Origin of the sequence: Burkholderia sp. THE68, assembly GCF_009938265.1 — a bacterium.
GTDB lineage: Bacteria > Pseudomonadota > Gammaproteobacteria > Burkholderiales > Burkholderiaceae > Caballeronia.
Map to the genome: position 1 here is coordinate 187,599 of NZ_AP022319.1, position 14,223 is coordinate 201,821.

Genomic DNA, 14,223 nt, shown 5'->3' on the forward strand with positions numbered 1-14,223 from the left:
CTCTCGCAAACCAAAATCATGAGCACGACCCCGTATCACAAGGCACTGGCCGCCCTTCCCGCGCTGGCCGAAGAAATCGGCGTCGACGCCGCACAGCGCGAAATCCGCCGCGAATTGCCGTTCGCGGCCTTCGATGCGTTCCGCCGCTCCGGTCTCGGCGCGTTGCGCATTCCCGTCGAGCGCGGCGGTCTCGGCGGCACGCTCGAAGACGCGATTCATGTCGTCACCACGCTGGCCGCCGCCGAATCGAACGTGGCGCATGCGCTGCGCGTGCATTTCGACGTGGTCGAATCATTGCGGCTCGCGCCAGCCACGCCCTTTCACGACCGGCAAGTGAGCCGCATCGTCGAAGGGGCGCTGTTCGGTGGCGCATCGGGCGAACAGGGCACGGCGCGCGCGGGTGAGATCGAAACCGTGCTGCGACGCGAAGGCGACCACTTCCGCGTGACGGGAAAGAAGTACTACACCACGGGCACCGCGTATGCAGACTTCGTTCGCACCAACCTCGTCGATGAAAACGGCAAAGGCGTCACGGCGATCGTTCCGGTGCGCGCCGAAGGCGTCCAGGTGCTCGACGACTGGGACGGCATGGGCCAGCGCATGACCGCGAGCGGCAGCACGGTGTTCGACAACGTCCGCGTCGATGCGCACGAAGTGACCGAGAAAGGCTACGGCTCGCTTATCGGACGGCATGGCGGTGCGTATCGGCAACTGCATCTCGTGGCGGTGGCGGCGGGCATCGTGCGCAGCATCGTTGCCGATGCGCGCGGCTACGTGACCGCGCATGGCCGCCCCGTGATGCACTCCACCGCGCCGAGCGCGCGCGAGGATGTGTTCATCCAGCAGGTCGTCGGCGAATTGTCGGCGCTGAGCCATACCATCGACGTGCTGGTGCGCGAGAACGCGCGCACGCTCGGCGTGTCATCGGATGCGATTCTGCGCGGCGATCCCGATGCGGACGAACTCGTGCTGCAAGGCGCGCTCGCAACCGCGCGCACGCAGATCGTCGTCGGCAGGCTCGCGTTGCAGGCGGGCGAGCGGCTGTTCGATGCGGGCGGCGCGTCGGCGACGTCGCGCAAGCATAACTTCGACCGCCACTGGCGCAATCTGCGCACGATCTTCAGCCACAACCCGCTGCATCACAAGGCGAAGGTCGTCGGCGACTACATGCTCAATGGCGTGAAGACGCATCTGGTCGAAGGGCGCACGTTTTAAGCGCTAGCCTTCGAAGAAGCGGTTGGCGGGCCTCGGCAGGCCGAGATGCTCGCGCAGCGTCGCGCCCTCATAGGCTCGCCGGAAGATGCCGCGCCGCTGCAACTCGGGCACCACCTTCGTGGCGAAATCGTCGAGTCCCTCGGGCAGGAACGGGAACATCACGTTGAATCCGTCGCTGCCTTCCTCGACAAGCCACTGCTCCATTTCGTCAGCGATCTCCGTCGCGGTTCCGACCATCTGCAAGCCGGAATAGCCGCCGACGCGCTGCGCCAGTTCGCGGACGGTGAGCCCTTCGGCGCGCGCCATGTCGATCACGCGGTCGCGCGCGCTCTTGCTTGCATTCGTTTCGGGAATCTCGGGCAAGGGGCCGTCGGGATCGAACGATGAAACATCGTGGCCGAGCGCGATCGACAGCGATGCGAAGCCGCTGTCGTCGTGCACGAACGTGTCGAGCAGCGCGCGCTTCTCCTGCGCTTCGCCGTGCGAATCGCCCACCACGACGAACGCGCCCGGCAGGATCTTCAGATGCTCGCGCGCGCGTCCGAGGCGTTCCATGCGGCCTTTGACATCGGCATAGAAGCGCTTGCCTGCCGCGAGATTCGGCTGCGCGGTGAACACGGCGTCGGCGGTTTCGGCGGCGAGCTGCTTGCCTGCTTCCGACGATCCCGCCTGCACCACCACCGGCCAGCCCTGCACCGGCCGCGCGACGTTCAGCGGCCCGCGCACGGACAGATAGTCACCCTTGTGATCGAGCACGTGCAGCTTGTCCGGATCGAAGAACAGGCCGCTTTGCGTGTCGCGCACGAAGGCGTCGTCGGCCCAGCTGTCCCAGAGGCCCGTGACGACATCGTAGAACTCGCGCGCGCGCCGATAGCGCTCGTCGTGTTCCATATGCTCTTCGCGGCCGAAGTTGCGCGCGGCGTCGGGATTGGATGTCGTGACGAGGTTCCAGCCCGCACGCCCTTCGCTCAGGTGATCGAGCGAAGCGAAGCGTCGCGCGATGTGATAAGGCTCGTCGAACGTGGTCGACGCCGTCGCCACCAGCCCGATGCGTTCGGTCACCGAGGCGAGCGCCGAAAGTAGCGTGAACGGCTCGAACGATGTCGCGGTATGGCTGCGCTTGAGCGCGTTCACCGGCATGTTGAGCACGGCGAGATGATCGGCCATGAAGAACGCATCGAAGCAGGCTTTCTCCAGCGTCTGCACGAAACGCTTCAGATGCCTGAAATTGAAGTTGGCGTCGGGGTACGCCCCCGGATAGCGCCACGCGCCGGTGTGCAGGCTGACCGGGCGCATGAACGCACCGAGATGGAGTTGTCGGGGGTGTGGCATCGCGTCGGCTGGAGAACGAATGGCAGGTCGCGCCAAGGTACCCCAACTCGCGAAAACGCGCTCGAATGTCCGGGCATATCGATATCGCCCGATGTCATGTGCGGCGCCCTTCTACCTGCGCGCCGCAGTATTTCCGCTACCTTCCCCGACGTCCGCGCAGGATTTCATGGGCGGCGTACACCGAGATGAAGACGCCGATCAGCAAGGCCGCGACGCCGAGCGACTGGTCGACCGTATCGCGCCACGCCAGCCTGCCGTAGCACCAGAGCGCCACGCCGAGCGCCGTCATGATCGCGCCGAACACCAGTTCCCAAGCGGGCCCTGTCGTCGATGAACTGATCCGGTGCGCCATCTTCATCCCTACCTCCGTGACGGCGGCAGACGCCGCCCTTTAACGCGGGCCGTGACCCGCGCGAATATCGAAGGCGCCGCCCGTCTGCCGCGCGCCGGTCGTGACGCGCCCCTTACCGGGCAGGAGCGGGAACACCAGCTCCGCGAAGCGATACGCCTCCTCCAGATGCGGATACCCCGACAGCACGAAGCTGTCAGCGCCCGCCTCCGTATATTCCCGCAGGCGAGCCGCCACTGTCTGTGCGTCGCCGACCAGAGCCGTGCCGGCGCCGCCGCGCACGAGCCCGACGCCCGCCCAAAGGTTCGGGCTGATTTCAAGCCGGTCGCGCCGGCCGCCGTGCAGTTCCGCCATGCGGCGCTGGCCAACCGAGTCCATCTTCGCGAAGTTCTGTTGCGATTGTGTGATGTCTTCGTCGGTGAGACGGCTGATCAGCGAATCGGCGGCGGCCCACGCTTCGTCGCTGGTCTCGCGCACGATCACGTGCAGGCGCACGCCGCAGCGCAGCGTGCGGCCACGGCGCGCGGCGCGCTCGCGCACATCGGCGAATTTCGCGGCGACGGCGGCGGGCGGCTCGCCCCAGGTGAGATAGGTATCGACGTGCTCGGCCGCGATCTCGTGCGCCGCCTCCGACGAACCGCCGAAATACAGTGGCGGATACGGCTTCTGCACGGGTTCGTGGAAGTTTTTCGCGCCTTTCACGCGCACGTGCTTGCCCTCGAAATCGATCGTTTCGCCCGTGAAGAGCCTGCGCCATACGCCGAGAAATTCGTCCGCGTATTCGTAGCGCGCTTCGTGATCGAGAAAGACGCCATCGGCGGCGAGTTCGGTCGCATCGCCTCCCGGCACGACGTTGAGCAGCAGCCGGCCGCCGAGCGCCTCGTCGAGGGTGGCGGCCTGACGCGCCGACGCCGTGACATTGCCGAGCGAAGTGCGCAACGCGACCAGCAGCTTGATGCGGCGCGTAACAGGCGCGAGACTCGCGGCGGTCACCCACGGATCGAGGCAACTGCTGCCGGTGGGAATCAACAGGCCGTCGTAGCCGAGTTCATCGGCGGCGACGGCGATCTGCCGCATATAGGCGTTGGTCGGCGCACGGCCGAAATCGGACGCGCCGAGATAGCGCGTATCGCCCGATGTGGGCAGGAACCAGAAGACATCGAGACTCATCATGCACTCCGAAGCAGCGTGAACCGCGCCGAGTCTAGCGACGCGCGGATGACCGGCTAACCATCGAATGCAGATAAGGATATGCGCGCAGGCGCTAAGAGACGCTTCAGAATGGCGGCGGCTGGAACAGATCGACCGCAGTGCCCATGTTGAAGTACCCGGCCTGAGCGAACAACGCGATGTATTCCAGCCGCTCCGCGCAGCTTGCCTCTTCATGGCGGCCAGGCGTCTCGCAGGCGCATGGGTTCATCGCGCGCCGGACTTCGCGAATGCGCCAGTAATGCGTGAGCAATTGCGGCATGGGTCGCTTCCTTCAGTACATGAAGGCTCCAATCTAGGCCGCTGCGAGTGGATTCACAAACGAGCTTTTCTGCGATGCATTCCACTCGGATCATGTGCAGCGCCTGTGCGAAGCACAAGCATATGACGCCGATTGCGATAGCGTTATCTCCATTACTACGTTGGTCCCAAGGAGCCTTCGCTCTAGCATCTGAGCTCCTCGAAAACTCCCGATTCCTGTCATGTCAAAAAGCAGAACAACCGCCGACCGTCGCGCTTTCCTGTCCTTCTCCGTTCGCGCCGCGGCGAGCGCCGCCGCATTCGCCGCGATGCCCGCATCGTTCGCGCAACAGGGCGCGCCGGGACAAGCGCGCGTGCTTCGTGTCGGCAACCAGAAAGGCTATCTGAACCTGCTCAAGGGACGCGGCACGCTGGAGAAACGGCTGGCCCCGCTCAACGCATCGGTTAGCTGGACGGAGTTCTCCGCCGGGCCGGTGCAACTGGAAGCGCTCAACGTCGGCTCCATCGATTTCGGCGATGTCGGGGAAGCGCCGCCCATCTTCGCGCAGGCCGCGGGCGCGCCCCTCGCCTACGTCGCGGCGACACCGGCGCGGCCGCGCTCCGAAGCCGTGATCGTGCCTGCGCAATCGTCCATCAAGAGCGTGGCGGATCTGAAGGGCAAACGCGTGGCTCTGAACAAGGGCAGCAACGTTCACTACTTTCTCGCGAAGCTGCTGCATCAGCATGGTCTTCGATATGGCGACGTCGAACTGGCCTTTCTCGCTCCCGCCGATGCGCGCGCTGCGTTCGAGCGCGGCTCCATCGATGCGTGGGTCATCTGGGACCCGTTTTTCGCCGCCGCGCAGAAGACGCTGAATGCCCGCATCGTGGCGGATGCGAGCGGCGTCGTCGGCAATCGCGCGTATTACTTTTCATCGCAGAGTTATGTGGCGAAGAATCCCGATGTGATTCGCATCGTTATCGAGGAAATCAAGGCGGTCGATCAATGGGGCAAGCAGCATCCCGACGAACTCGCGAGCGAGCTCGCGCGGCTGTGGGGCTTGCCGAAGCCGGTCGTCGAGCTTGCGGTGAGCCGGCAGGTGTTCGGCACCGAGGCCATCACACGCAGCATCATCGGCGAACAGCAGCAGATCGCCGATACGTTCGTCGAACTCGGGCTGATACCGAGGCATGTCGATGTGCTCAAGGCCGCGCCACCAGATCTCGCCTGAAGCGCGTGCGCCGGCTCAACCGCCGGCGCGCCCGGACTTGCCGCGCTGATCGATCCATAGCCGGGCCCAGCGGGCCGCGTACGCGATGGCGTGATCGGCTTCGAAAAAGTAGTCGAGCGCATCGAACGTATGCGATGCGCGACTCGCCGGTGTGCCGCTCTCGATGATCAGATTCGCGGCGTACAGGCCGCTCGGCAATGCATGCGCGGACGGCGCCACGTCATATCCCTTGTATCGCATGAGGGTTTCCCAATATCGTCCCAGGCGTTCAATGCTAGGGGCCTGCGCATGCTTCACCAACCAATGCTTTGACGAAAGCTAATCAGCGACGGCGTCAGTTGATCATCACGTCGCGCTGCGTGAATTGCGATGCATCGCATGGATTGTTCGGATTACAAATGACTGCATCGAACGATTACACATGAGAAATCGATCGTTCGACTTCAGTAAGCGCGACCGTAAGATCGGCTTCCCCAAAAACTCGTGGTTAACACGTATAAGGAAGTCAATGAAACGAGTCGCACTCGCCGGCGCTACCGGCATTCTGGTCACCCTTCCGGGCATCGTGCAGGCACAAAGCTCGGTGACGCTGTACGGGCTCATCGATGCGGGTATCGCCTATACGAACAATCAACGGGGCGCGCACAACTTTCAGGCGACGAGCGGCAAGCTCAACGGCAGCCGCTGGGGTCTGAAGGGCGTCGAGGATCTGGGTGGCGGTTACAGGACGGTCTTCACGCTCGAAAGCGGCTTTCGCGTGAACGACGGCCCGCTTGCACAGGGCGGCCGCGAATTCGGGCGACAGGCGTTCGTGGGCATCGCGAAGACCGGCGTGGGCACGCTCACCTTCGGACGTCAATACGATCCGAACACGGATCTGGTCGCCGCGTATGCTGGCCCGGGCTTCTGGTCGCCGGCCACGCACGTCGGCGACAACGACAATCTGAACCAGACCTTCCGCATCAACAATGCCGTGAAGTTCCGCAGCGACACGATTGCCGGGTTCACCGTCGATGCAGTGTATGCGTTCAGCAATCAGGCCAACAGCGGCGCGGGCTCGGGCTTCGGCAACAACCGGGCATGGGGTGTGGCGGCGAACTACGTGAACGGCCCGCTCTCGGCCGGCGGCGGCTATGTGCTGCTCGATCATCCGAACGTCGCATCGAACACCGCCGGCGCGGTAGGCGGCGCATCGACCACGACCGGCGATGATTACAGCGGCGCGTTCTTCTACGGCCTCAACGGCGGCGTGGCGCGTCAGCAGATTGCCGTTGCGGGCGCGAACTACGCGCTCGGCGGCGTCGCGACACTCGGCTTCGCGTTCAGCCACACGCAGCTCGATTACAACGACGGCTCATCGCGAAAGTTCAACAACTACGATGTCAACGCGCGCTACAACCTGACGCCAGTGACGACGCTCGTCGGCGTCTACACGTTCACCGACGGCCGCGCGAGCAGCCTGCCCGGCAGCGGCGGCGCGACGCTCAAGCCGCGTTGGCATCAGTTCACGCTCGGCCTCGACTACGTGCTCTCGAAGCGCACCGATCTGTATCTTTCCGCTGTGTATCAGCTTGCATCGGGCGATGCGTCCACGCGCGTGGGCAGCGGTTATCAAAAGATCGCGGCGATCGCGGACGCCGGCACGCCTTCATCGACGAACCGGCAGGTCGCGGCTTTCGGCGGCGTGCGCGTGCGCTTCTGACACTAACCGCTTAGTGACGGGCGAACCCACGGCTCACGCCAGCACCGCGTCCTTCGTCGTGATCTTGCGCGGGATCAGCTTGAGTTCGTGGAACGTATCGGCGATGCGTTGCTGCTCGTCCAGCACGGCCGCGTCGATGGGCCGGTAAACGTGTTCGTAATGCTGCAGGCCGGTCTGGATCGTGGCGGCGTCGAGCCCCTGAATCGGTGCGAGTTGCGCGGCGGCGGCCCCGACGTTCTGTCTGATCCACTGCCCTTCCTTGCCGAGTTCGTCCATCGTGATGACGATGACGTCCTTGCGCTTTTGCGCATACTCGCGCTGGCTGAGAAAGAACTGATGATGGCTGGCGACGCCTTGCGCATCGGCCAGCAATCGCGCATTGCCTTGCGACTGCGCTGCGGCGAGGAACGGGTCCCAGATCGCCCAGGCGTCGATTGCCTGGCGCTCCAGCGCCGCGCGGGCATCGGCTGGTGCGAGATAAGCCGGCTGGATATCGCCATAATCGAGGCCGTGCTTGCGCAACAGCGCGATGATGAACCAGTGCACGTCCGAACCGCGATTGAAGGCGACCTTCTTGCCTTTCAGATCGGCGACCGTCCTGATGGGCGAATCCTTCGCGACGACCACGCCTTCCGCGCGCGGCGTCGGCACCTCGTAGGCCGTATAGACGAAATCCGCGCCCGCGGCCTGCGCGAACACGGGCGGCGCCTCGCCCACATAGCCGAAGTCGATCGCGCCGACGTTCAGGCCTTCGAGCAACTGCGGCCCCGCCGGAAACTCGGTCCAGGTGACCTTCACGCCCAGCGGCGCGAGCCGCTTCTCAAGCGTGCCTTTCGCCTTGAGCAGCACGAGCGTGCTCGCAGCCTTCTGATAGCCGATGCGAAACTGATCGTCGGCGAACTTCGCCCATGACGGCAAGGCGATGCCGGCCAAAGCGGCGGGAAGCGTGGCGAGGAAGGTCCGGCGGCCCCGCGAGGTCGTTCGATTCATGGTAAAGCGTCCGTGGTGATCAGTGAGAGTGAAGCCGTGCGCGGCCCGCCGCGCGGAGGGCGAGCCATGCTATCCCGCGCGTCGGCAACGGCAAAATGATCTTTCGAGCTAAGCTAAGAAGCGCAGATCAGAACGCATCGGCTACGAGCGAACTTATTCGCTTTACTAAGTATTTTTTTCGCTACGCGACGATACGCCGCGTGTTTTTCTACGTTAAATCGCGTCCTGCGTCTTCGACGACGCTTCGTGCGCGCGCCGCAAGCGCTCGCGGCTGTTCGACAGATGCATCCGCATGGCCGCGCGCGCCGCCTCGGGATCGCGTCGCTCGATGGCATCGTAGATGTCTTCGTGCTCGCGATTCACGCGATCGAGATAGCTGCCCGGATCGTTATGTGCGAGCGCCGCCGAATTGACGCGCGTGCGCGGAATGATGGTGTTGCCCAGTTGACTCAGAATGCTGTGGAAATAGCGGTTGCCGGTGGCCTTGGCGAGTTCGAGATGGAACGCGACATCGGCGACGACGGCGTTGCCCTCGCCCGCATCGATGAGCCGCTCGAATTCATCGAGCGCGCGGCGCATCTGCGCGAGGTTTTCATCGGTGCGTCGCATGGCGGCGAGTCCGGCCGCCTCCGCTTCGAGACTGATGCGCAACTCGAGGATCGCCATCACGTCGCGCACCGTGAGATCGCCCGCGGCTTCGATCTGGAAGCGTTCCTGATCGCCCGCTTCGAGCACGAAAGTGCCGATGCCGTGACGCGTCTGCACCAGCCGCGCCGCCTGCAACCGCGAAATGGACTCGCGCACGACCGTTCGGCTCACGCCCAGCTGGGCCATGATTTCCGATTCCGTCGGCAGCTTGTCGCCGGGTTGCAGCGCGCCGCTGCGAATCCGCTCGGACAACTCGGCGACGACTTCTTCGGTGAGATTGCGAGAGCGGCGAAGCGCGCCGGACGCGAGGGCTTGTGACATTGAAGGGCCGGTCTTGGTGTGCTCGATGAGCAATTATAGGGCGCGGCACAGCTTGTACGATGACTATCGATTTCAGATCGAAATATGCGGCGGCGCGCATGGGTCATTTAGAAGCAGCACTCGCTTTACTGGCGTTATTGAATCGGCCTCGGTCCGGCTACACACCCGGCCGATTTGGCCATGCTGGAAAACCCCTGCGAAATCATGCGATTAGGGACAAAACAAACCGTTGATAAACCGTCTGTTGCGGCGTAAAGTTGAAGTACAGCATGAAGTGAAACCGCGCCGTCAGACGGCATCCGCCGCACGCAGACGGCGGCAGTCCATCTTGAACAATGCAGGTTCGCTTCATCGTCCGGCTCGCGAATCCATGTCCGCATCCGTTGGATTCGCCATCTTCTCGCGCACTCGCGGGCCAGAATCAGCGGTTCACCGGCTCGTCGCCGCGCGTGTCTATGCGCTACACCACGCGGCTTGCGCCTCTCGCGCGTCTCGCTCATTGAATCAGGCGGCAGCCGGTGCATCTCCGTATTCACATTCGCCGGATTCGCGGCGATACTGAAGCGCAGCATCGAGTTGGCAGGCAAGGAGACGAGCAAATGATGCGTGAAGTCAGTGGAGCGTTCTTTGGCTCTCGTAAGCTGGACGAAGCACTGGAAGACCTACGGGCGGAAGGCATCGCGGGCGATCGGGTTCGCGTCGCGAACATGAGCGGCTTTGCCGACTTCCGTGCATCGCAAGCACAGAATGCCGCCTTGCAGACGCAATGGATCGCGGCGGAATACGCGGGCCACGGCGAACATCTCGGCGTCGTCGATACGCACGACTATCCTTTCGGCCTCGACGTTTCGGGCGACGACATCCTTCCCTCGTTCGGCGCCGACGGCGGCGATGCGGACGCCGCGTGCGGAGTCACGCGCGTGATCGTCAGCATTCGCGACGACGCGGAGATGCGCGCGGTCTGCGACATCTTCTCGCGGCTCGGGACCGACGATATCGACGTGGAAGGCGCGACGGTCTGATTCGCGCCGATTGAATTCCGCGACGGCGCACGTTCTTCGTCACGTGCGCCGCCCATCTTCCGCCCTGGCGCCCCCCCTTCTACGCGCAAGCCGCACCCAGCCTCGGCTTGCATTTCGCATTCAAGATGCATAACGCAAAATGCCATCGGGTATATGGCATGCTGCATGCAAATCTCCTCCCTTCCGATGTCACGTCCGGCCCCGAAGCCGCCCTGCTCATGGATGTCCGCAAAAATACCCGCAAATCAGCCGCCCCCGACGAGACCGCGGCCCGCTCGCGCGCCGGCTTCGTGCGCGTGCGCGGCGCGCGCGAGCACAATCTGAAGAACGTCGATGTCGACGTGCCGCGCGATGCCCTCGTGGTCTTCACCGGCGTATCGGGTTCCGGCAAATCGTCGCTGGCATTCGGCACGCTCTACGCCGAAGCGCAGCGGCGCTATTTCGAGTCGGTCGCGCCGTATGCGCGGCGTCTCATCGAACAGGTCGGCGTGCCGCAAGTCGATTCCATCGAGGGCTTGCCGCCCGCCGTCGCGCTTCAGCAGCAGCGTGGCGCGCCGAATGCGCGTTCGTCGGTCGGCAGCGTGACGACGCTTTCGAGCCTCGTGCGCATGCTGTACTCGCGCACCGGCAGCTATCCGCCGAAGCAGCCGATGCTCTACGCGGAAGACTTCTCGCCGAATACGGTCCAGGGCGCGTGCCCCGTGTGTCACGGCCTCGGACGCGTCTACGAAGTCACAGAAAAGTCGATGGTGCCCGACGACTCGCTGACGATCCGCGAGCGCGCCGTCGCCGCCTGGCCGCCCGCATGGCACGGGCAGAATCTGCGCGACATCCTCGTGACGCTCGGCTATGACGTCGATACACCGTGGCGCGACTTGCCGAAGAAGGACCGCGACTGGATTCTCTTCACCGAAGACCAGCCGACGGCGCCTGTCTATGCCGGACTCACGCCGAAGGAAACGCAGGCGGCGTTGAAGCGCGGCGCGGAACCGAGCTATCAGGGCACCTTCACGGGCGCGCGCCGCTACGTGCTGCACACCTTCGCGCACACGCAGAGCGCGCTCATGAAAAAGCGCGTGTCGCGCTTCATGATCGGCAGCGATTGCCGCGCGTGTCACGGCAAGCGGCTCAAGAAGGAAGCGCTGTCCGTGACCTTCGCGGGCCTCGATATCGCCGAGTTCGCGCGATTGCCGCTCAACCGTCTCGCCGATCTGCTCGCGCCCATCGCGCACGGAGACTGGCCCATTGACGACGGCGCGCCCGCATCCGCCCTCGCGAAGAAAGACCGGGTCGCGGCGACCGCGAAGCGCGTCGCGGCCGGCGGCTCGGCGCACAAGGCCGCGCCCGACGTGCGCCGCACCGCGAACCTCTCCAGCGAGAAACGCGCCGCCGCCGAGCGTATCGCCGCTGAACTGCTGGAGCGGCTCGCCACGCTGATCGATCTCGGCCTTGGTTATCTGTCGCTCGATCGCGCGACGCCCACGCTGTCCTCCGGCGAACTGCAACGTCTGCGACTCGCGACGCAGCTCGCGTCGCAACTCTTCGGCGTCGTGTATGTGCTCGACGAACCCTCCGCGGGCCTGCATCCCGCCGACAGCGAAGCGCTCTTCGCCGCATTGCAGCGCCTGAAGGCCGCGGGCAATTCGCTGTTTGTCATCGAGCACGATCTGCATACGATGCGGCGCGCGGACTGGCTCGTCGATGTCGGTCCGGAGGCGGGCGAGCGCGGCGGTCACGTGCTGTACAGCGGGCCGCCCGACGGCCTCGCATCGATCGAGGAGTCGCAGACGCGCAAACATCTGTTCGCCCCGAAGCAGACGATCGCACGCGCCACGCGCGAGCCGCGCGGCTGGTTGCGGCTCGAAGGCATCACGCGTAACAACCTGCATGGCATCGATGCCGCGTTTCCGCTCGGCGCCTTCACGGCGGTAACGGGCATCTCGGGTTCGGGCAAGTCGAGCCTCGTCAGTCAGGCCTTGCCCGAACTCGTCGCGGAACGGCTCGGGCGCGCGCTCGACGACGCGGAGGAAGACGAACAGGACCCGCTCTTCACGCCAGCGGCCGCATCGGCTGGCGGACGCATCATCGAAGGGATGGAAACGATCCGGCGTCTCGTGCGCGTCGATCAGAAACCGATCGGCCGCACGCCGCGCTCGAACCTCGCGACCTATACGGGCCTTTTCGATCACGTTCGCAAGCTGTTTGCGAATACGCCCGCCGCACGCAAACGCCGCTACGGCGCGGGGCGTTTCTCGTTCAACGTCGCGCAAGGACGCTGCCCGACATGCGAGGGAGAAGGCTTCGTCAGCGTCGAGTTGCTGTTCCTGCCGAGCGTCTATACGTCCTGCGCGACCTGTCACGGTTCGCGCTACAACCCGCAGACGCTGGAGATCGAATGGCAAGGCAGGAACATCGCCGATGTGCTCGACATGAGCGTCGACTCCGCATGCGCGTTCTTCGCCGATGAGCCGAACGTGATGCGCGCGCTCGCCGTATTGCGCGATATCGGACTGGGCTATCTGCGGCTCGGGCAGCCCGCGACGGAACTCTCGGGCGGCGAAGCGCAGCGCATCAAGCTCGCGACGGAACTTCAGCGGGCGCATCGCGGCGACACGCTCTATATCCTCGATGAACCCACGACCGGCCTTCACCCCGCCGACGTCGACCGTTTGATGACGCAATTGCATGGGCTTGTGGATGCGGGCAATACGGTGGTGGTCGTGGAGCACGACATGCGCGTTGCATCGCTGTCCGATTGGGTCATCGATATCGGTCCCGGCGCGGGCGAGGATGGCGGCAGGATCGTGGTGGCGGGTGTGCCTTCCAGCATCGCGAAGTTTGCTTCTAGCAGGACGGCGCGTTATCTGCGGGACGCCATGAATCTACAGCCCGTCTAATACAACCCAACCCATCTCCACACATAAAACCGTGCGATACCGATCAGTTCATGCAACGCGCTGTCCGCATCGAACCATCCTCGCCGATGCGGCACCCACCATGTCCTCGGAACCCGGATAAAGGCAACCGCCGGTTGAGGATGAAGGTCGAAAGCATCGAAAGCAAGCAATGCACGCCGCATATGCAACGACGATGTGATCAGCACCGAAGCATCGTATTGCCGCGAGCGCAATATCTTTTCCGTATTGCGCGCGTTCTCGTAGGTATCGAGACTCTGGTTTTCGAGAATCAGATCGGCGCGCTTCACGCCTGCATCAACGAGCAAGCCGCCGTATAAATCCGCTTCGCTCTGTTCGTGATGTTGCGGATTGCCTCCGCTCATAATCACGAAGCACACCCGCTCCGTTTCGACGCAGCGTTTGTAAAGCGCTGCCGCGAGTTCGACGCGCGTTCCCGAATCGCCCTTTGGCACCAGACGCCGCTGCCGGTCATACCAGGTCCCGCCGCCGAGCACGATGATCGCCGTACGCGCACCGAGCGTCGGCTCGATCATGGAAGCGTGACCATGATTCGCAAGCCGCACCAGCGGTCCAGGCAGCCAACTCCCGAGCAGCCAGAATACGACGCCCGCAACGAGCATGACGGCGATACGCCGTCTCTTCCACGCAATGCCCAACACAACGAATGCCATCAATAAGACTGTCAGTATCAATTACCTCACCCCGCCCAATAAGTTTTCAAACACCTTTCTACTTGCGCATAGTTTTTGCAAGGTCCGCAACGCAAAAGACGCAGGAGTTACCTGCATCGCCGCAAGCCGCGCCCCGCATCAGTTCGAATGATGCCGTTACTTCGCAGCATGCTTGATATCGCACAGAGCGCCGGATTCTCATCGAAGCCAACCGTGCGGCATCGCACGGACGCAGGGGCCTCGTAATTCGTTAAATACGATCAAACGAGAAACAAGACAGTGGGTGCGAGGGCGCTCGCGAAGGCGTCTTCACGAGACGCGAACAACAACACTGACTTTGAGTCCCGGAGCACTGCGGCATTCGATAAGAATTC

At 64.0% G+C, this 14,223-nt stretch carries 13 protein-coding genes; 5 read left to right on the top strand and 8 right to left on the bottom strand.

Annotated elements, in window-relative coordinates:
• Positions 1–18: 18 nt before the first annotated feature.
• The gene (locus tag BTHE68_RS29645) at positions 19–1,215 is read left to right on the top strand and encodes an acyl-CoA dehydrogenase family protein (protein ID WP_162069875.1); all 1,197 of its coding nucleotides are present in this window, start codon (positions 19–21) and stop codon (positions 1,213–1,215) included.
• A gap of 3 nt (positions 1,216–1,218) precedes the next feature.
• On the opposite strand, the gene BTHE68_RS29650 is transcribed toward BTHE68_RS29645, so the two are convergent.
• The 4 genes from BTHE68_RS29650 to BTHE68_RS29665 all read right to left on the bottom strand — a co-directional run bounded on the left by BTHE68_RS29650 (position 1,219) and on the right by BTHE68_RS29665 (position 4,367).
• Positions 1,219–2,547, bottom strand: coding sequence for an LLM class flavin-dependent oxidoreductase (locus tag BTHE68_RS29650; protein ID WP_162069876.1), 1,329 nt, complete (start codon positions 2,545–2,547; stop codon positions 1,219–1,221).
• Between the two features lie 136 nt (positions 2,548–2,683).
• Positions 2,684–2,905, bottom strand: a complete 222-nt coding sequence (locus BTHE68_RS29655; RefSeq protein ID WP_162069877.1) for a hypothetical protein — start codon at positions 2,903–2,905, stop codon at positions 2,684–2,686.
• 33 nt (positions 2,906–2,938) lie between these two features.
• The gene (gene ssuD / locus BTHE68_RS29660; protein ID WP_162070910.1) at positions 2,939–4,066 is read right to left on the bottom strand and encodes an FMNH2-dependent alkanesulfonate monooxygenase; all 1,128 of its coding nucleotides are present in this window, start codon (positions 4,064–4,066) and stop codon (positions 2,939–2,941) included.
• Positions 4,067–4,172: 106 nt separating this feature from the next.
• The gene (locus tag BTHE68_RS29665; RefSeq protein ID WP_162069733.1) at positions 4,173–4,367 is read right to left on the bottom strand and encodes a hypothetical protein; all 195 of its coding nucleotides are present in this window, start codon (positions 4,365–4,367) and stop codon (positions 4,173–4,175) included.
• A 220-nt stretch (positions 4,368–4,587) separates the two neighbouring features.
• On the opposite strand from BTHE68_RS29665, the gene BTHE68_RS29670 reads away from it, so the two are divergent.
• Positions 4,588–5,577: a sulfonate ABC transporter substrate-binding protein gene (locus BTHE68_RS29670; RefSeq protein ID WP_162069878.1), complete on the top strand. Its 990-nt coding sequence runs from the start codon at positions 4,588–4,590 to the stop codon at positions 5,575–5,577.
• A gap of 15 nt (positions 5,578–5,592) precedes the next feature.
• Here the strand turns inward: BTHE68_RS29670 and BTHE68_RS29675 are convergent, their stop codons facing one another.
• Positions 5,593–5,817, bottom strand: coding sequence for a hypothetical protein (locus BTHE68_RS29675; RefSeq protein WP_162069879.1), 225 nt, complete (start codon positions 5,815–5,817; stop codon positions 5,593–5,595).
• Positions 5,818–6,085: 268 nt separating this feature from the next.
• On the opposite strand from BTHE68_RS29675, the gene BTHE68_RS29680 reads away from it, so the two are divergent.
• Positions 6,086–7,279 (top strand): porin, encoded by a 1,194-nt coding sequence (locus BTHE68_RS29680; protein ID WP_162069880.1) that lies wholly within the window; start codon positions 6,086–6,088, stop codon positions 7,277–7,279.
• 33 nt (positions 7,280–7,312) lie between these two features.
• On the opposite strand, the gene BTHE68_RS29685 is transcribed toward BTHE68_RS29680, so the two are convergent.
• Together BTHE68_RS29685 and BTHE68_RS29690 are read right to left on the bottom strand one after the other, a co-directional pair.
• Positions 7,313–8,269 (bottom strand): sulfonate ABC transporter substrate-binding protein, encoded by a 957-nt coding sequence (locus BTHE68_RS29685; protein ID WP_162069881.1) that lies wholly within the window; start codon positions 8,267–8,269, stop codon positions 7,313–7,315.
• Between the two features lie 213 nt (positions 8,270–8,482).
• A complete protein-coding gene (locus tag BTHE68_RS29690; protein WP_162069882.1) occupies positions 8,483–9,238 on the bottom strand; it encodes a FadR/GntR family transcriptional regulator in 756 nt (251 codons plus the stop codon).
• Positions 9,239–9,837: 599 nt separating this feature from the next.
• Between BTHE68_RS29690 and BTHE68_RS29695 the strand changes: the two genes are divergently transcribed.
• Both BTHE68_RS29695 and BTHE68_RS29700 read left to right on the top strand, forming a co-directional pair.
• Positions 9,838–10,260 (top strand): hypothetical protein, encoded by a 423-nt coding sequence (locus tag BTHE68_RS29695; RefSeq protein WP_162069883.1) that lies wholly within the window; start codon positions 9,838–9,840, stop codon positions 10,258–10,260.
• A 218-nt stretch (positions 10,261–10,478) separates the two neighbouring features.
• Positions 10,479–13,157, top strand: a complete 2,679-nt coding sequence (locus BTHE68_RS29700; RefSeq protein WP_162069884.1) for an excinuclease ABC subunit UvrA — start codon at positions 10,479–10,481, stop codon at positions 13,155–13,157.
• On the opposite strand, the gene BTHE68_RS29705 is transcribed toward BTHE68_RS29700, so the two are convergent.
• Positions 13,154–13,849, bottom strand: a complete 696-nt coding sequence (locus tag BTHE68_RS29705) for a YdcF family protein (RefSeq protein ID WP_232078264.1) — start codon at positions 13,847–13,849, stop codon at positions 13,154–13,156. The genes BTHE68_RS29700 and BTHE68_RS29705 overlap by 4 nt on opposite strands.
• Positions 13,850–14,223 lie beyond the last annotated feature (374 nt).